General features: G+C 46.1%; 17 protein-coding genes and 1 pseudogene. All 18 read left to right on the top strand.

Annotated elements, in window-relative coordinates:
* The first annotated feature begins 90 nt into the window (after window positions 1–90).
* The 18 genes and pseudogenes from flhA to L1D11_RS12490 all read left to right on the top strand — a co-directional run bounded on the left by flhA (window position 91) and on the right by L1D11_RS12490 (window position 18,105).
* Window positions 91–2,190, top strand: coding sequence for a flagellar biosynthesis protein FlhA (gene flhA / locus L1D11_RS12405; RefSeq protein ID WP_239831856.1), 2,100 nt, complete (start codon window positions 91–93; stop codon window positions 2,188–2,190).
* Window positions 2,191–2,217: 27 nt separating this feature from the next.
* Window positions 2,218–3,783 carry a flagellar biosynthesis protein FlhF gene (flhF, locus tag L1D11_RS12410; protein WP_239831855.1) on the top strand — a complete coding sequence of 522 codons (1,566 nt, stop codon included), beginning with the start codon at window positions 2,218–2,220 and terminating at the stop codon, window positions 3,781–3,783.
* 13 nt (window positions 3,784–3,796) lie between these two features.
* Window positions 3,797–4,684, top strand: coding sequence for a MinD/ParA family protein (locus L1D11_RS12415; protein WP_239831854.1), 888 nt, complete (start codon window positions 3,797–3,799; stop codon window positions 4,682–4,684).
* The gene (locus L1D11_RS12420; protein WP_017060667.1) at window positions 4,677–5,411 is read left to right on the top strand and encodes an RNA polymerase sigma factor FliA; all 735 of its coding nucleotides are present in this window, start codon (window positions 4,677–4,679) and stop codon (window positions 5,409–5,411) included. Before L1D11_RS12415 ends, L1D11_RS12420 begins: the two co-directional genes overlap by 8 nt.
* A gap of 42 nt (window positions 5,412–5,453) precedes the next feature.
* Window positions 5,454–5,822: a chemotaxis response regulator CheY gene (gene cheY, locus L1D11_RS12425; RefSeq protein WP_016767062.1), complete on the top strand. Its 369-nt coding sequence runs from the start codon at window positions 5,454–5,456 to the stop codon at window positions 5,820–5,822.
* Between the two features lie 106 nt (window positions 5,823–5,928).
* Window positions 5,929–6,660, top strand: a complete 732-nt coding sequence (locus L1D11_RS12430) for a protein phosphatase CheZ (RefSeq protein WP_239831853.1) — start codon at window positions 5,929–5,931, stop codon at window positions 6,658–6,660.
* A gap of 9 nt (window positions 6,661–6,669) precedes the next feature.
* Entirely contained in the window at window positions 6,670–8,850 is a 2,181-nt protein-coding gene (locus L1D11_RS12435) for a chemotaxis protein CheA (protein WP_239831852.1), read from the top strand.
* A 13-nt stretch (window positions 8,851–8,863) separates the two neighbouring features.
* Window positions 8,864–9,982 carry a chemotaxis response regulator protein-glutamate methylesterase gene (locus L1D11_RS12440; RefSeq protein ID WP_239831851.1) on the top strand — a complete coding sequence of 373 codons (1,119 nt, stop codon included), beginning with the start codon at window positions 8,864–8,866 and terminating at the stop codon, window positions 9,980–9,982.
* A 10-nt stretch (window positions 9,983–9,992) separates the two neighbouring features.
* Window positions 9,993–10,775, top strand: coding sequence for a ParA family protein (locus L1D11_RS12445; protein ID WP_239831850.1), 783 nt, complete (start codon window positions 9,993–9,995; stop codon window positions 10,773–10,775).
* A pseudogene (locus L1D11_RS12450) lies at window positions 10,762–11,909 on the top strand (chemotaxis protein CheW). The gene L1D11_RS12445 and the pseudogene L1D11_RS12450 overlap by 14 nt, the downstream one beginning before the upstream one ends.
* 70 nt (window positions 11,910–11,979) lie before the next feature.
* Window positions 11,980–12,474: a chemotaxis protein CheW gene (locus L1D11_RS12455; protein ID WP_004739873.1), complete on the top strand. Its 495-nt coding sequence runs from the start codon at window positions 11,980–11,982 to the stop codon at window positions 12,472–12,474.
* Window positions 12,474–12,986: a DUF2802 domain-containing protein gene (locus L1D11_RS12460; protein WP_239831848.1), complete on the top strand. Its 513-nt coding sequence runs from the start codon at window positions 12,474–12,476 to the stop codon at window positions 12,984–12,986. The genes L1D11_RS12455 and L1D11_RS12460 overlap by 1 nt, the downstream gene beginning before the upstream one ends.
* 276 nt (window positions 12,987–13,262) lie before the next feature.
* Entirely contained in the window at window positions 13,263–13,880 is a 618-nt protein-coding gene (gene ccmA, locus L1D11_RS12465; RefSeq protein ID WP_239831847.1) for a cytochrome c biogenesis heme-transporting ATPase CcmA, read from the top strand.
* 1 nt (window position 13,881) lies between these two features.
* A complete protein-coding gene (gene ccmB, locus L1D11_RS12470) occupies window positions 13,882–14,550 on the top strand; it encodes a heme exporter protein CcmB (protein WP_239831846.1) in 669 nt (222 codons plus the stop codon).
* A gap of 147 nt (window positions 14,551–14,697) precedes the next feature.
* Entirely contained in the window at window positions 14,698–15,438 is a 741-nt protein-coding gene (locus L1D11_RS12475; protein WP_017064107.1) for a heme ABC transporter permease, read from the top strand.
* A gap of 14 nt (window positions 15,439–15,452) precedes the next feature.
* A complete protein-coding gene (ccmD, locus tag L1D11_RS12480; RefSeq protein WP_239831845.1) occupies window positions 15,453–15,659 on the top strand; it encodes a heme exporter protein CcmD in 207 nt (68 codons plus the stop codon).
* Window positions 15,656–16,138 carry a cytochrome c maturation protein CcmE gene (gene ccmE / locus L1D11_RS12485; RefSeq protein WP_061019578.1) on the top strand — a complete coding sequence of 161 codons (483 nt, stop codon included), beginning with the start codon at window positions 15,656–15,658 and terminating at the stop codon, window positions 16,136–16,138. The genes ccmD and ccmE overlap by 4 nt, the downstream gene beginning before the upstream one ends.
* Window positions 16,135–18,105: a heme lyase CcmF/NrfE family subunit gene (locus L1D11_RS12490; RefSeq protein ID WP_239831844.1), complete on the top strand. Its 1,971-nt coding sequence runs from the start codon at window positions 16,135–16,137 to the stop codon at window positions 18,103–18,105. The genes ccmE and L1D11_RS12490 overlap by 4 nt, the downstream gene beginning before the upstream one ends.
* The last annotated feature ends 4 nt before the right edge of the window (window positions 18,106–18,109 follow it).

The raw sequence follows: 18,109 nt of genomic DNA on the forward strand, positions 1-18,109 counted from the left end.
CGAACATATTAGCCCATAGCAACATAGCTTAGATCTAGGCCTCAATCTGCTTAGTGAGATAGCTACAACATAGCGAAACTGTCTAGATTTATGAAATTCACCCTGCCTTTTACGGACAAGCTACCTAAAATTCCTAACCGTGCAATGCCTGCGATTGGTGCGCCTGTTATGGTACTTGCAACGCTTGCTATGGTGGTGCTGCCAATTCCAGCTTTCTTGTTGGATATGTTCTTCACCTTCAACATCGCACTGTCTATGGTTGTGCTATTGGTTTCGGTTTATACCCGAAGGCCTTTAGACTTCGCTGCATTCCCGACTGTCTTGCTGATTGCGACTCTGCTTCGCTTGGCCTTGAACGTTGCATCTACTCGTGTGGTTCTACTGCACGGTCACGAAGGTGGCGATGCTGCGGGTAACGTGATTGAAGCCTTCGGTAACGTGGTTATCGGTGGTAACTACGCCGTAGGTTTAGTGGTGTTCTTGATTCTGATGATCATCAACTTCATGGTTGTAACCAAAGGTGCGGGCCGCATCTCGGAGGTAAGCGCGCGTTTCACCTTGGATGCGTTACCGGGTAAACAGATGGCAATCGATGCCGACTTGAACGCAGGTTTGATCGACCAAGATCAGGCGCGTCTGCGACGTTTTGAAGTGACCAAAGAAGCTGATTTTTACGGTTCGATGGATGGTGCTTCTAAGTTTGTTAAAGGCGATGCGATCGCTGGTATCTTAATCTTATTCATCAACATCATTGGTGGTTTGAGCATTGGTATGGCTCAGTTTGACCTTGGTTTTGGTGAAGCAATCGAAATCTACACGCTACTGACTATCGGTGATGGTCTGGTTGCACAAATCCCGTCACTGCTCCTTTCTATAGCTGCTGCAATGATGGTAACGCGTCAAAATACTGATGAAGATATGGGGCAACAGCTCGTCTTCCAGATGTTCGATAATCCAAAAGCCTTGATGATCACCGCCGCTATCCTTGGCATTATGGGTATTGTTCCGGGTATGCCACATTTTTCGTTCTTGAGCCTTGCTGTTATTGCGGGTGCGGGTGCGTATTACATCGATAAGAAGAACAAAAAGAAGGCGGAAGAACCTAATCTTCCGGCGACCGTTGAAGCGAATGGAGAAGTAGGCTCTCAGAAGGAGCTTTCTTGGGATGATGTTCAGCCCGTTGATATTATTGGTTTAGAGGTAGGTTATCGTTTGATCCCTTTGGTGGATAGAGACCAAGGGGGCGAACTGCTTGAGCGTGTTAAAGGTGTGCGTAAGAAGCTGTCTCAAGACTTTGGTTTCTTGATCCCAGCGGTACACATTCGCGATAACCTAGAGCTGACACCAAACAGCTACCGAATTACTCTGATGGGCGTAGCGGTGGGTGAAGCTGAGATTAAGCCGGACATGGAACTCGCTATTAACCCGGGTCAAGTCTACGGCATGATCGATGGTGAGCCTACCATTGACCCCGCTTTTGGCCTTGAAGCGGTATGGATTCGAGAAGAGCAGCGAGAACACGCACAAGCTCTAGGTTATACCGTTGTAGATTCTTCTACAGTACTGGCGACACATCTCAGTCAATTACTAACCAACAACGCATCACAGCTCATTGGCCATGAAGAAGTTCAAAACTTGCTGGAGATGCTCAGCCGCTCAACACCTAAGCTAGTGGAAGGTTTTGTACCGGAGCAATTACAGCTTGGTGTAGTCGTGAAAGTGCTACAAAACCTGCTTAATGAAGCCATCCCAATCCGTGATATTCGAACCATAGTCCAAACTTTGTCGGAGTATTCAGGTAAGAGTCAAGAACCTGACATACTTACTGCGGCAGTTCGCATCTCGTTGAAACGCTTAATTGTTCAAGAAATCAATGGTATAGAGCCAGAGTTGCCAGTGATAACCTTAATTCCTGAGCTGGAACAAATCTTGCATCAAACCATGCAGGCATCCGGCGGAGAATCTGCTGGTATTGAACCTGGTTTAGCCGAACGTTTACAGACCTCCCTCAGCCACGCTACACAAGAGCAAGAGCTGAAAGGTGAACCAGCGGTGCTACTGACCTCTGGTGTGTTACGCTCGACTCTGGCTAAGTTCGTGAAAAACACGATCCCAAGCTTGAGAGTCTTGTCTTACCAAGAGATACCGGACGAAAAGCAGATACGTATAGTACAAGCTGTTGGTAATTAAGCCGCCTAATTAGAACGGACGATCGAATTGAAAATTAAACGATTTTTTGCAAAAGATATGCGAACTGCACTGCTCCAAGTTAAAGAAGAACTTGGTTCAGAAGCGGTAATCATGTCTAACAAAAAGGTCGCAGGTGGCGTGGAAATTGTTGCCGCTATTGATGGCGAATCCAGCCAGTCGACAGTGAGCCAGAGACTAAATAAACCTCAGCAGCCTGCACTAAGCCAATATACGCAGATGGCCGCGCCTCCCGCTCCCGCTGGGCGACGCCAACTCGACGATGATAAGGTTAGTCTTCAGGCAAGTGCTGAAGGTGGACGCTCGATGACCAAGCGCTTTGCAAATATGCTAAAGCAATACAGTCATGGGGCTGATGATGAACCACAACATCGTGCTGAAAATGAAGATTCATTGTCAGCATTGCTCAATCGCCAATCAAACACAGGTCATAACCCGCACAGTAATCATCAGGCTCAAAGTAGTCATCAGTCTTATGGCCATCAGCAATCTCACAGTAACCAACAGTCTCACGGCAACCTTGATTCAGCGTTTGCTCGTGAAACGGGTTTATCAAAGTTGATTGCTGAAGACCGCAGAGTAGAACGTCCAGCACCTCGTTTGGATCCTACTCGTTATGATCGTGGTCGTGAGAATACTCATTCCAAAGGTTCTGATTCTGAAATGGAAACGATGCGCGAAGAGATGACCTCAATTCGTCGTTTGTTAGAACATCAAGTATCAGGGCTAATGTGGCAAGAAGTCGAGCGTCGTGAACCGCTCAGAGCCATGCTTATTAAGCGCCTTGAACGTATGGGTGTATCTGCAGAGCTTGCTGATCAGATGGCTTGCTACATTCCTGAAGATACCAAACCAGCACGAGCATGGAAGGCTTTGTTAGCTCTGGTGGCAGACCAAATTTCTGTTACTCAAAAAGATATTTTAAAACGCGGCGGTATTGTGGCGCTACTTGGCCCAACCGGCGTGGGTAAAACAACGACTGTTGCAAAACTAGCTGCACGTGCTGCGATGGAATATGGCGCAGATAACGTCGCACTAGTGACAACTGACACATATCGTATAGGTGCACATGAGCAGTTATCGATCTATGGTCGAATTATGGGTTGTCCTGTAAGAGTTGCTAAAGATTCTAGCGAACTGGCCGATGTATTATATCAGTTACGTAATCGTCGCCTGATTCTGGTCGATACTGCAGGTATGGGACAACGAGATGTTCGCCTATCTGAGCAGTTAGACACATTGATGCAAGAGAGTGGTTCCGTTATCAATAGCTACCTTGTGTTGCCTGCAACCGCACAACGCAAAGTGCTGCAAGAAACAATTGAACACTTTAGAAGAATCCCATTGTCGGGATGCATCATGACTAAGCTGGATGAATCCCTAAGTCTAGGTGAATTCATCAGTGTCGTAATACAAAATGCATTACCGGTTGCTTACATAGCAAATGGTCAACGAGTTCCTGAAGATATCGTTATAGCTCAGCCAAAGTACATGATTGCTAAGGCCAATGAGTTATTAGAAAAATCTACAGAGAATGAACCTCATTACTGGAATAGCGATTCTGAAGGGCTCTAGGCTGCGGATAAATATGAATGAAAATATGATACATGATCAAGCTAGCGGCCTCCGTCGCTTAACCAAGCCTTCACTCACAAAAGTTATCGCTGTAACCGGTGGTAAGGGAGGCGTTGGTAAATCTAATGTGACGTTAGGTATGGCTATTTGCATGGCGCGCCAAGGCAAAAAAGTCATGGTGCTAGATGCCGATTTAGGGCTAGCGAACGTCGATATCATGCTGGGTATTCGTTCTAAACGAAACCTTGGGCATGTGTTGGCAGGCGAATGTGAACTAAAGGATGCGATTGTCGAAGGACCGCACGGAATTAAAATTATTCCTGCGACATCGGGCACACAAAGCATGACTGAACTTTCACACGCACAGCATGCTGGTTTGATTCGCGCATTCGGTTCGCTTGAAGACGAGATGGACATCTTGTTGGTTGATACCGCAGCCGGTATTTCGGACATGGTGATCAGCTTCTCAAGAGCGGCGCAAGACGTGGTTGTCGTGGTATGTGATGAACCTACCTCTATCACTGATGCATATGCTTTGATTAAGCTTTTGAGCAGAGAACACCAAGTTCAGCGATTCAAAGTTGTTGCAAATATGGTCAGAAGCTACCGCGAAGGCCGAGAATTATTTGCAAAGTTGACTTTGGTCACAGAGCGCTTCTTGAATGTGAGCCTCGAACTCGTAGCATGTATTCCTTTAGATGATAAAGTACGTCAATCAGTCAAGAGACAGAAAATCGTAGTCGATGCGTTTCCTCGCTCTCCAGCTGCATTGGCAATCAGCTCTTTGGCTAACAAAGCATTGACCTGGCCAATACCAAAAATACCGAGCGGACACTTGGAGTTCTTTGTTGAAAGGCTGCTGAATCGTACTGAATTTATAGAGGAACCATTTGGTGAATAAAGCGCTTACTTACGACCAACACGCTAATCACAATAGCCAACAGGCTTTTTTTGAGAAGTACTCTGTGTTGGTTAAACGTATCGCTCATCACTTGTTGGGGCGATTACCGCCTAATGTATTGGTTGATGACTTAATTCAAGCTGGCATGATCGGCTTGATTGAAGCGCAACAAAACTATGATGGTACTAAAGGCGCAAGCTTTGAAACGTATGCTGGTATTCGGATTCGCGGGGCAATGTTGGATGACATTCGCCGTGGGGATTGGGTACCGAGATCGGTTCATAAAAACAATCGAGAAATCAGCAGTGCAATCGCGGAATTAGAGGGTATCCTCAATCGCGACCCGAGTGATGCCGAGGTGGCAAAACACATGGGACTCAGTTTGGAGCAGTATCACAGTGCTTTAACTGACATTAATTGCTCAAGACTGGTTGGAATCGAAGATTTAGGCGTCTCAGATGATGTAATATCTCCGAATGAAGACTCTCAAGATAATACGCCTTTTCAAGGGGTTGCTGATGAGTCATTCCGCCAAGCTTTGATCGATTCGATAAAACAACTTCCGGAAAGGGAAGGCCTTGTGCTTTCGCTTTATTACGACGAAGAACTCAATTTAAAAGAGATTGGGGAAGTGTTAGGTGTCAGCGAATCTCGTGTCAGCCAAATACTGAGCCAATCTATGCAGCGTTTACGCACTAAGTTAAGTGCTTGGACACAGAACGACTAACAACACTGATCCTATTCAGTGGAGGCTAATTTGAACAAAAACATGAAAATTCTCATTGTTGATGATTTTTCAACGATGCGCCGAATTGTTAAAAACCTACTTCGCGACTTAGGTTTCAACAACACTCAAGAAGCAGATGATGGCTTGACCGCGTTACCTATGCTGAAAAAAGGCGAATTTGATTTTGTGGTAACTGACTGGAACATGCCAGGCATGCAAGGGATTGACCTGCTTAAACACATTCGCGCAGACGCAGAGCTTAAGCACCTTCCTGTGCTTATGATCACAGCTGAAGCGAAGCGTGAGCAGATCATCGAAGCAGCGCAAGCGGGTGTTAATGGTTACATTGTGAAGCCTTTCACTGCTGCAACGCTGAAAGAGAAACTTGATAAGATTTTTGATCGCTTATAAGCATCAATAAGTTTTAGGCACTTCTAGGCAAACACTGACTGAAAAGTTCTCTGTTTATCTCGATAGCCTAAGCGCACAAAGTATGCGGAGTAAGGCCGAACTCAGGATGATTTCATTAGAACAAGCAAAAAAATTAGTAGAGCTGCTTGAGAACGATGAGCAGCAAAATGCTGATTCTCTTGTTAGAAGCATTTATGAAGACAATTTTAGTCTTCAAGACAATCCAATGCTTCAAGAAATAGGAAGTTTGACTCGCGACCTCCATGACTCTTTGACTCAATTTAATTTCGATCAACGCATCAGCGTTATCGCAAATGATGAAATCCCTGATGCAAGGGATCGCCTTCAATATGTCATTGATAAAACGGAAGTTGCGGCAAATAAGACGATGGACGCTGTCGATCGTTGTATGCCAATTGCAGACAACCTACACGAGTGTTTACTTCAAGTAAGGCCTCAATGGAATGAACTGATGCATGGCCGCATTGAGCTGGCACAATTTAAAGCTTTATGTCACCGCATTGATGGATTGCTTGTCCAAGTAGAAGGCGATAGTACTGAACTACGTGGACAATTGACTGAAATCTTGATGGCTCAGGATTTCCAAGACTTAACTGGGCAGATAATTAGCAAAGTTATTACCTTGGTGAATGAGGTTGAAGGACGTTTGGTCGAGATTCTCACGGTATTCGGTGCGAATCAAACAGAGCCAACTCCAGAGTCAGAGAAGAAAGCATCTATTGCGCCTGAAGGTCCAATTATGAACCCAGAAGAGCGCGAAGACGCTGTTGCATCTCAGGATGAAGTCGACGATTTGTTATCCAGTCTTGGATTTTAAAGGTAACGTATGAGCTACGATTTAGACGAAGATATTCTTCAGGACTTTTTAGTCGAAGCAGGAGAGATCCTTGAACTCCTATCAGAGCAACTGGTAGAGCTAGAGAATAACCCTGACGACAAAGACCTATTAAATGCTATTTTCCGTGGTTTCCATACAGTAAAAGGTGGTGCTGGTTTCCTAGCATTGACTGAGCTGGTGGATACTTGTCATGGTGCTGAGAATGTGTTCGACATTCTACGAAACGGCCAACGCAGCGTAACATCAGGTTTGATGGATACGATGCTGCAGGCGCTAGATACAGTCAATGTACAGTTTCGTGCCGTGCAAGAGCAGGAACCTTTAGTACCAGCTGATCAATCTTTATTGGATGAACTTCACCGTCTCTGCAAACCAGAGTCTGCGGATGAAGTGGCACCAGTAGAAGCGCCTATATCTATTACCCCTGAACCTGTTGTGGCAGCGCCTGAGCCTATTGTCGAAAGCTCAAACATCAATGCATCTTCAGTCGATGACATTTCTGAAGATGAGTTTGAACGCCTGCTTGATGAGCTTCACGGTAAAGGAGGTTCACCAACAGCGCCTTCTGCACCAACACCGCCGCCTGCACCAGCTGCACCTCAGTCTGTTGCTGACAGTGGTGATATTACTGATGATGAATTTGAAAAGTTATTAGATGAATTGCACGGTGCGGGTAAGAGCCCGACTGCGGCAAGTTCAACGCCTCCTCCACCGCCAGCTCCTCCTGCTGCACCTGTTTCGGCGATGTCTGAAGGTGATGATCTGATGACTGACGAAGAGTTCGAGAAGTTACTTGACCAACTCCATGGCTCAGGTAATGGACCTTCAATTGAAGAATTGGATGCAGCGACTAAGCCTGCAGAAGTTAAGGCAGTGGCACCTCAAGCTGCGCCTAAACCTCAAGCTGCCGCGCCAGTTGCCGTTAAAACCGAGCCAAAACCGAGCGCTCCAGCAAAAGCTGAAGTTAAAGCTCCGGCGAAGAAGCAGCAAGCTGAAGCGACAGTTCGCGTTGATACATCAACACTGGACACCATTATGAACATGGTGGGTGAACTGGTATTGGTGCGTAACCGACTCGTCAGCCTAGGCCTCAACAGCAACGACGAAGAAATGTCGAAAGCTGTCTCTAACTTAGATGTTGTTACTGCAGACCTACAAGGTGCGGTAATGAAGACTCGTATGCAGCCGATCAAGAAAGTATTTGGTCGCTTCCCACGAGTTGTCCGTGACCTTGCTCGTAGCTTGAAGAAAGACATTGTTCTTGAAATGCGTGGCGAAGAAACGGACCTTGATAAAAACTTAGTCGAAGCACTTGCTGATCCCCTAATTCACTTGGTGAGAAACTCTGTCGACCATGGTATTGAAATGCCGGACGACCGTGTTGCAGCAGGTAAATCTAGAACAGGTAAAGTGATTCTGTCTGCCTCTCAAGAAGGTGACCACATTGAGCTAGCTATCGTTGATGACGGTGGCGGTATGGACCCAGATAAGCTTCGTGCTATCGCTGTTCGGCGTGGCCTGATGGATGAAGATGCAGCGTCTCGCTTATCAAATAAAGAGTGTTTCAACCTTATTTTTGCTCCTGGCTTCTCAAGCAAAGAGCAGATCTCAGATATCTCTGGTCGTGGTGTGGGTATGGACGTTGTGAAAACAGCGATCAACACACTGAACGGCTCTATTGATATTGATTCAGAAATGGGACAAGGTACCAAGATCACCATCAAGGTTCCACTAACCCTAGCGATTCTACCAACCTTGATGGTCGGTGTTGCGGGTCACCCATTTGCATTGCCATTGGCATCGGTAAACGAGATCTTCCACCTAGACTTAAGCCGCACAAACGTGGTTGATGGTCAGCTGACGATCATCGTTCGCGATAAGTCTATTCCGTTGTTCTACTTACAAAACTGGCTTGCACCGAAAGCCGGCGATGTTGAGCTACGTAAAGGACATGGTCATGTGGTTATAGTGCAACTAGGTAGTCAGCGTGTTGGTTTTGTTGTGGATACGCTTATCGGTCAAGAAGAAGTGGTTATCAAGCCGCTTGATAAACTGTTGCAAGGTACGCCAGGCATGGCAGGTGCAACAATTACAAGTGATGGTCACATTGCATTGATTTTAGATGTGCCGGACTTGTTGAAGCAGTACGCAGCTGCGTCAAGAATTTAATTTAAGGATAAATATGGCGATTAAAGTATTAGTCGTTGATGATTCGAGCTTTTTTCGTCGTCGAGTAAGCGAGATCATCAATTCAGAGGCTCGCCTAGAAGTCATCGATGTTGCGGTAAATGGTAAAGAAGCGGTAGAGAAAGCGAAACAGCTAAGACCTGACGTAATTACCATGGACATTGAAATGCCTGTCATGGACGGTATCACTGCCGTTCGTGAAATTATGGCGGCGTCTCCAACGCCTATTTTGATGTTTTCATCGCTAACGCATGATGGTGCTAAAGCGACATTAGATGCTCTAGATGCGGGTGCTTTAGACTTCCTACCTAAGAAGTTCGAAGACATCGCACGTAACCGCGATGATGCCGTTGCGTTACTTCAACAGCGTGTGATTCAGATTGCGGCTAAACGTGCTTTCATGCGTCGTATGCCAATTGCACCGAGGGTGACAGCAACTGCGTCAACATCCACGCCATTGCGTCAACCGGTATCTAATGCTGCTCCAGCCGCTAGACCTGCTGCGGCAACCGCTGCGAAGTTCAGAGCTTCGGGCAAAAAGTATCAACTCACCGCCATTGGTACGTCGACTGGCGGCCCTGTTGCGCTACAAAAAATTTTGACGCGCATCCCTGCGAACTACCCGCATCCGATTGTGTTAGTTCAGCATATGCCTGCGACTTTCACTGCCGCTTTTGCTAGTCGCTTGAACACCTTGTGTAAGATCGAAGTTCGCGAAGCTCAAGACGGAGATATGTTGAAGCCTGGTGTTGCTTATCTTGCGCCGGGCGGTAAGCAGATGATGGTTGATGGTCGTGCAGGTTCGGCTCGCCTAAGAATTATTGATGGCGGCGATCGCATGAACTACAAACCATGTGTCGATGTGACTTTCGGGTCTGCAGCTAAGATCTACGGCGACAAAGTGTTGTCGATGATACTGACTGGCATGGGTGCAGATGGTCGTGAAGGTTCACGCATGTTGAAAACTGCGGGCTCGAGTGTCTGGGCACAAGATGAAGATAGCTGTGTTGTATATGGTATGCCTCAAGCTGTAGCAAAAGCTGGCATTTCTACCGAAGACCTACCTCTGGACCGCATCGCGGAACGGATCTTGGTTGAAGTTGGGTTAGCTTAGGTAAATCAAGATGATTGTTTGGAGTGTTGCAAACCAAAAAGGTGGTGTTGGTAAAACAACCACAACAGTGACCCTAGCAGGCTTGCTTGCTCTAAAAGGGCACCGTGTGTTGTTGGTTGATACTGACCCACATGCATCACTGACCACCTATCTGGGTTACGACTCAGATACGGTGGAGTCGAGCTTGTTTGATCTGTTTCAGCTTCGTGAGTTTTCTGCGCAGGCGGTAAGACTACTGACGTTACAAACCGAAGTTGAAGGCATCGATATCATTCCAGCACACATGTCACTGGCAACACTTGACCGTGTGATGGGAAATCGAAGCGGCATGGGGTTAATCTTGAAGCGTGCTTTAGCGGCGTTGAAAGACGATTACGACTATGTGTTGATCGACTGTCCACCAATTCTTGGCGTGATGATGGTGAATGCCTTAGCGGCGAGTGACCGTATTTTGATTCCGGTACAGACCGAGTTTCTGGCAATGAAAGGTTTAGAGCGCATGATTCGCACGTTAACTATTATGCAGAAGTCTCGTAAAACGCCGTTTAAGGTGACGATTGTCCCTACTATGTACGACAAACGAACCAAGGCATCGCTGCAAACTCTTACGCAGCTGAAAGATGATTATCCAAACCAAGTTTGGACTTCAGCTGTACCGATTGATACCAAGTTCAGAGACGCAAGCTTAAAGCGCTTGCCAGCCTCTCACTTTGCGTCGGGTAGTCGAGGTGTATTTGCTTATAAACAGCTGCTTATTTATCTCGAAAGGTTGGCGATAAATGAGCGAGAATAAAGATTCAACAATAGCGCGACCAGGTCTATCGAGTGAACAAGCACTGGATGATTATTTTACCGCGCTATTAGGTGATGAAAACTTTGAAACTGAAGAGTTTTTAGTTGACGAGTCTGATGATGAGTCACACTCTGAAGAGCCAGAGCCAGAGCCAGAGCCAGAGCCAGAGCCAGAGCCAGAGCCAGAGCCAGAGCCAGAGCCAGAGCCAGAGCCAGAGCCAGAGCCAGAGCCAGAGCCATAGCGAGTCATCACTCAAGCTACGACGAAATACGTGCAGCTGAGTTTGAAGTACCTAATCTAGAGGACGTTCAGAAGCTACTGAGTCGGTTAGAGGCAACGAATGTTGTTGAGGACCTGAACCTCGATGAGCTGATGGACCAGAACACGCAGAAAATCGCTCAGCAAGCAGACATGCAAATGTTTGATGCTGCGGTCGAATCGGTTCAAGTCTCATTAGAGCCAGAGATTCAAGACTGGAATCTTCCGGCACCCGATTTATCGATAGCGGCAGAAGCTCTGGTGGAGCTGCAGCCAATCGAAGAACCAACAGTAGAAGCAGAGTTTCCAGTAGTTGATCAGCAAGCCTCTGAAATCGAAGCCGATGCTCCTGACATTGAATCCGCGATTGAGCCCAAAACACAAGCGGGTGGTGCAGGGCAGTTTACTTCTTGGGAAAGTACGGCTCGAACTGAAGACTTCCAAGTTTTGTATTTCGATGTCAATGGCGTGACCTTCGCGGTACCATTAGATGAACTGGGTGGTATCCACCGTCTCGAAGAGGTCAATCATATTATTGGCAAACCATCTTGGTATTTGGGGTTACAAACCAACCGAGATAGCCAGTTAGATGTGGTCGACACCGCAAAATGGGTGATGGCTGAGAAGTTAGCCAGTGACGAATACAAAAAAAACTATCAATATATAGTGATGCTTGGAGAAAGCTTATGGGGCCTTGCAAGCACTGAACTTAAAGGCACCGAGCTGCTGAATACTGACAAAGTACGTTGGCGAGAAATGGCAGGTAAACGCCCATGGCTCGCTGGTATGGTAAAAGAAAAAATGTGTGCTTTGATCCATGTCGAAGCATTAATCGCCATGCTAAATGCAGGGCTAGATGTAAAAGCATTGAGCTAGTACCACGACTGGTACAACAAAAGCATCAAGTTAATAATAGTGGTCGGTAACGACGGCAAGAGGATTATCTATGTCTCAAATGAGTGAAGTTGAAGTAAGAAAAGATCAAACGAATGACGAAGTACTTCAATGGGTAACATTCCAGCTAGAAGAAGAAACTTACGGCATCAATGTAATGCAAGTTCGTGAAGTACTGCGTTACAGTGAGATTGCTCCGGTACCAGGTGCTCCTGACTACGTTCTAGGTATTATTAACCTACGTGGTAACGTTGTTACTGTTATCGACACTCGCTCTCGCTTTGGTTTGATGCAAGGTGAAATCACAGATAACACTCGTATCATCGTTATTGAATCTGAACGTCAAGTTATTGGCATCCTGGTTGATAGTGTTGCTGAAGTGGTTTACCTACGTTCTTCTGAAATCGATACAACACCAAGTGTGGGTACTGATGAAAGCGCGAAGTTCATCCAGGGCGTAAGCAACCGCGATGGCAAGCTGCTTATCTTAGTAGATCTAAACAAACTACTAAGCGAAGACGAATGGGATGAGATGGCTCACCTATAATGTTTGAAGCGCTTCCTTTAAGCCCTGCTGCACTGATTGCTGGAGTTGGGGTTTTTACGTCATTCATTGTGATTTTGATTAGCAAAGTAAAAAGTGCGATTCAAAAGCAATTGGATCAGTCACGTCTACAAGTCCGAAACTTGGACAAAGAGCTACAAAAATCGAGTAAGCAATTGCTAGAAGTTCGCTCTGTTGTGGTTGGCCTTGGCCAAAAAGTGACTGAACAACAAGACCTAATCAAACACCTGAATGAACGTATTGTCGAATTGGAGCATGCGGATACCGATGGACGTTTGTACACTCGTGCAACGAAAATGGTTCAGCTTGGCGCTGGGATTAACGAGTTAATTGAAGAATGTGAATTACCTAAAGCTGAAGCTGAGCTGATGATGTCTCTTCAGAACAAGCTTGCCGGTAAAGAGAAAATTCCTTCATTACGAAGCGACCCTTCCTCGTTTGATGAGCATCCCACAGCCTCGCGTGATCGCAGGGATCCACCTCGACGCCGTTAAATTGAGCGCTACGCGTGATAAACACATTCTGTTTGCCACAAACCCCTTTAAAAAGAAGCTTCGGCTTCTTTTTTTGTGCCTGAGTAACTGTTTATAGAACGATGTTTATAAGTGCTTGTTACTATTGCAATATCTCATTTTTGGTCAAAATGTGTAAATTGTGATGCAGTAGTAACAGTTTCTTACCGACTTTGTTCTACTGAAAACGCCTAGTCCTGTTTTGTCACCATATTGGTGTGCTACTATACCCCTCTCATTACTCGACTAAATTTACCTATGCTAGAAGTCTCAAATTTAACTGCTATTCGTGACGAAAGGGTTCTGTTTGAATCGTTGTCTTTTCAATTGAAGCCAGGAGAACTGGTTCAAGTTGAAGGTCGAAACGGTACAGGAAAAACGACGCTCCTTAGGATTATCACTGGTTTAGGTGATCGTGACGAAGGCACTATCTCTTGGGATGGCGATCCAATCGAATCAAGTCGAGATGTGTATCATCAAAATCTGCTTTTTCTTGGCCATCAAACAGGCGTAAAGCGCGAGCTTAGCGCTTATGAGAACCTCAGTTTCTACCAGTCAATTCATTGTGGCGAAACTAATAAGGAAGAGCTTTATCAAGCGCTTGCTCAGGTAGGGCTTGCAGGCCGAGAAGATGTGCCTGTGGGTCAATTGTCTGCCGGCCAACAACGTCGTGTAGCCTTAGCTCGTCTTTGGTTAAGTAAGCAGATGTTGTGGATTCTCGATGAACCATTGACTGCGATTGATAAGCAGGGCGTTAAGGTTCTAGAATCGCTTTTTTCTCAGCATGCGGATAACGGTGGGATTGTGTTACTCACTACTCACCAAGATATGTTTGCTGATAGCCCGAAACTAAGAAAAATAAAGTTGGGTGAGTAATATGATCTCTTCAATGACCACGATTATCCGACGTGAGCTGCTTATCGCTTTTCGACGCCAGGCGGATATCTTTAACCCGCTGTGGTTCTTCATTATTGTTATCACGCTTTTCCCTTTGAGTATCGGCCCAGAGCCAAACCTACTTGCACGTATTGCTGCGGGTATTGTCTGGGTTGCCGCATTGCTCTCTGCATTGCTCTCTCTTGAGCGCCTATTTCGTGATGATTTTCAAGATGGTGCTCTTGAACAGATGATGCTGATGCCCATCCCGTTGCAGTTGGTAGTATTGTCCAAGGTCATAGCACACTGGTTATTGACCGGGTTACCATTAATTTTAATTAGCCCATTGTTGGCTGTTTTGTTGTCATTGGATTTTGACACTTGGCTTTCTGTTGTGATGACTTTGCTTGTCGGAACGCCTGCCTTGAGCTTTATTGGGGCGATTGGTGTTGCTTTGACAGTTGGATTGCAGAAGGGCGGGGTGTTACTGAGCCTGCTAATTTTGCCGCTATACATCCCTATTTTGATTTTCGCGACATCAGCGATTGACGCTGCGTCGTTGGGCGTTGCATACAATGGCCAATTAGCGATTCTCGCTGCGATGTTGATGGGTGCGATGACGCTAACTCCTTTTGCGATCAGTGCCGCACTTCGCGTGAGTGTGAACTGATAACGGTACCAGTATCGTATAGCTAAAGTGAAACAAAGTGTTCGATGAGACTCATAGAGTCAGCAAAACAGAAAGCAGAATAAATATATTATTATAATTATAGCTTTAGTAGCTGTAAGCAATATGAAGTAAGAGTGAGATTACAAAATGTGGAAATGGCTCCATCCCTATGCCAAAGCAGAAACCTCTTATCAGCTTGCTGGTAAACTTTTGCCATGGTTCTCCATCCTAGCGCTATTGTGCCTATCCGTTGGTACAGTATGGGGGTTAGCATTTGCGCCTTCTGATTACCAACAAGGTGATAGCTTCCGAATTATCTACATCCACGTACCTTCTGCCATTTGGTCTATGGGCGTGTACATGTCGATGGCAATTGCTGCGTTTATCGGCTTGGTATGGCAGGTAAGGCTATCAGACATGGCAGCGTTGGCGATGGCACCTATCGGTGCGGTATTTACCTTTATCGCGTTACTAACAGGTGCTGTTTGGGGTAAACCAATGTGGGGCGCTTGGTGGGTATGGGATGCGCGTTTGACCTCAGAGCTGATTCTTCTATTCCTATATTTAGGTGTGATTGCACTACACCATGCGTTTGACGATCAAAAAACAGCAGCCAAAGCGGCAGGTATTTTGGCTATCGTTGGTGTGATTAACCTCCCTATCATTCACTTTTCAGTAGAGTGGTGGAACACACTTCACCAAGGTGCGACGATCACTAAGTTCGATAAGCCTTCTATTTCAAGTGACATGCTATGGCCGCTTCTTCTTAACATCTTCGGCTTCGCCTTTTTCTTTGGTGCTGTGACTATGGTTCGTTTTAGAAACGAAATCATTAGTAAAGAGAGTCACCGTCCATGGGTTCGCAAGCTTGCGGCTGAAAAAGCGTAGTAGGGTAGGTAATTATGTATTTTGAATCTTTGAATGATTTCTTTGCCATGGGTGGCTACGCCTCATATGTATGGAGCGCATTTGGAATCACATTCCTCTCGATGATTATCTTACTGGTGGTAAGTGTTCGTCGTGGTAAGCAATTACTAAATGAAGTACAAGCTAAGGTTGATCGTCAAGCTCGTATCGATGCAGCAAAAAATATGGAGAACACTCTATGAACCCAAGACGTAAAAAGAGGCTGGGCATTGTCTTAGCAATCTTTTTTGGTATCAGTGCGACTATTGGATTGATGGTTTATGCACTTAACCAGAACATGGATCTGTTCTACACGCCAACCGAGCTGGTCAACGGCAAAGATGGTAAAAAACCCGAAGTTGGTCAACGCCTACGCATTGGTGGCATGGTCGTAGTCGGCTCTGTAAGCCGTGACAGTGAATCATTGCGTGTAAGCTTCGATTTGGCTGATGTCGGCCCTAAAGTAACGATTCTATACGATGGTATCCTTCCTGATCTTTTCCGTGAAGGTCAAGGTATTGTTGCTCAAGGTGTCCTTAAAGATGCAACGACAATTGAAGCGTTTGAGGTGTTGGCAAAGCACGATGAAGAGTACATGCCTTCTGAAGTTGCTGAAGCAATGAAGAAAACCCATGAGCCTCTGCAATACACAACTGAACAAAAAGAAGGAAATGCTCAATGATAGCCGAGATCGGCCATTTTGCGATGATCCTGTCCTTGGGACTTGCATTGCTGCTAAGCGTGCTCCCATTGTATGGAGCCGCTCGAAATAACACATTATTGATGAACAGCGCACGACCGTTGTCGTGGGGTACGTTCGGATTCTTAGCGATTTCGTTCTTTATCTTGTGTTACGCGTTCTACACAAATGATTTTACGATTCAATATGTAGCGAGTAACTCGAATAGCCAGCTACCTTGGTACTACCGAATTACGGCGGTTTGGGGCGCTCACGAAGGTTCATTACTGCTTTGGGTGCTTATCCAAGCGGGTTGGACGGTTGCTGTAGCGACGTTTAGCCGTGGTATGCCTCAAGAGTCTGTGGCTCGCGTACTGGCTATCATGGGTTTGATCACTGTCGGCTTCTTGCTGTTCATTATCGTAACGTCTAACCCGTTCCTACGTACATTGCCTTTCTTCCCCGTTGATGGTCGTGACTTGAACCCACTACTGCAAGACCCGGGTTTGATTATTCACCCGCCAATGCTTTACATGGGTTATGTAGGTTTCTCTGTTGCGTTCTCTTTCGCAATCGCTTCTCTAATGAGTGGTCGTCTTGATACTGCGTGGGCTCGTTGGTCGCGCCCTTGGACAATCGCGGCTTGGTTATTCCTAACGGTAGGTATCGCACTAGGTTCATGGTGGGCTTACTACGAACTTGGCTGGGGTGGCTGGTGGTTCTGGGATCCAGTAGAAAACGCTTCATTCATGCCTTGGTTGGCTGGTACCGCACTAATGCACTCACTAGCGGTAACCGAAAAGCGTGGCACATTTAAAGCATGGACAGTATTGCTGGCTATCTCTGCATTCTCGTTAAGCTTATTAGGTACATTCTTAGTTCGTTCGGGCATCTTGGTATCGGTTCACGCATTTGCGTCGGATCCTGCTCGCGGTATGTTTATTCTAGGTTTCCTAGTCTTTGTTATCGGTGGTTCACTGCTGCTGTTCGCGGTTAAAGGCGCATCGGTTCGTGTTCGCGGTAACTTCGATCTGGTTTCTCGCGAAAACGCACTGCTTGGTAACAACATCTTATTGATTGCAGCTCTAGTAGTTGTGTTAGTAGGTACATTATTACCTCTAGTTCACAAACAGTTAGGCTTGGGCTCGGTATCTATCGGTGCTCCATTCTTTGATATGTTGTTCTTCTGGTTAATGATCCCGTTCTCGTTCTTATTGGGTATCGGTCCTCTGATCCGCTGGAAACGTGACAACCTATCTAAACTAGTTAAACCTATGCTGATTTCGGGTGCATTGTCACTTGGTTTGAGTGTGCTCATGGTGACTATGCTAGCTGATCGCTTCAGTGGTACTGCTTTCGCTGGTTGGGTAATGGCATTCTGGATCATCTTCATGCATGGTTTTGAGCTTCATGAGCGCGCGACTCACCGTCACACATTCTTGAAAGGTCTAACTAAACTGCCTCGTAGCCACTGGGCTATGGTATGTGGTCACATTGGTTTAGCGGTAACTGTAATTGGTATCGCGATGGTACAGAATTACAGTATTGAACGTGACGTTCGTCTGGCTCCTGGCGAAAGCTACCAGCTTGAAGAGTACGATTTCCTATTTACAGGTGTTCGTGACAAAGATGGTCCAAACTACGATGGTTACATTGCTGACTTTGAAATCACAAAAGAAGGCAAGTACATCAACACGCTTCACGCAGAAAAACGTTTCTACACGACTGCTAAGTCTATGATGACAGAAGCGGCGATTGACCGTGGCGTGACACGTGACCTTTACATCGCAATGGGTGAGCGTTTAGACGACAACAAATCTTGGGCTGTTCGTATCTACTACAAACCATTTGTACGTTGGATCTGGGCGGGTTCTTTGATCATGTCACTTGGTGGTGCTATTGCTATCAGTGACCGCCGTTACCGTTTCCGCAAGCCAACCAAAAAGTCGGCTCAAGAGCAGGAGGCTTAACTCG

Origin of the sequence: Vibrio sp. Isolate32, from assembly GCF_022397955.1 — a bacterium.
GTDB lineage: Bacteria > Pseudomonadota > Gammaproteobacteria > Enterobacterales > Vibrionaceae > Vibrio.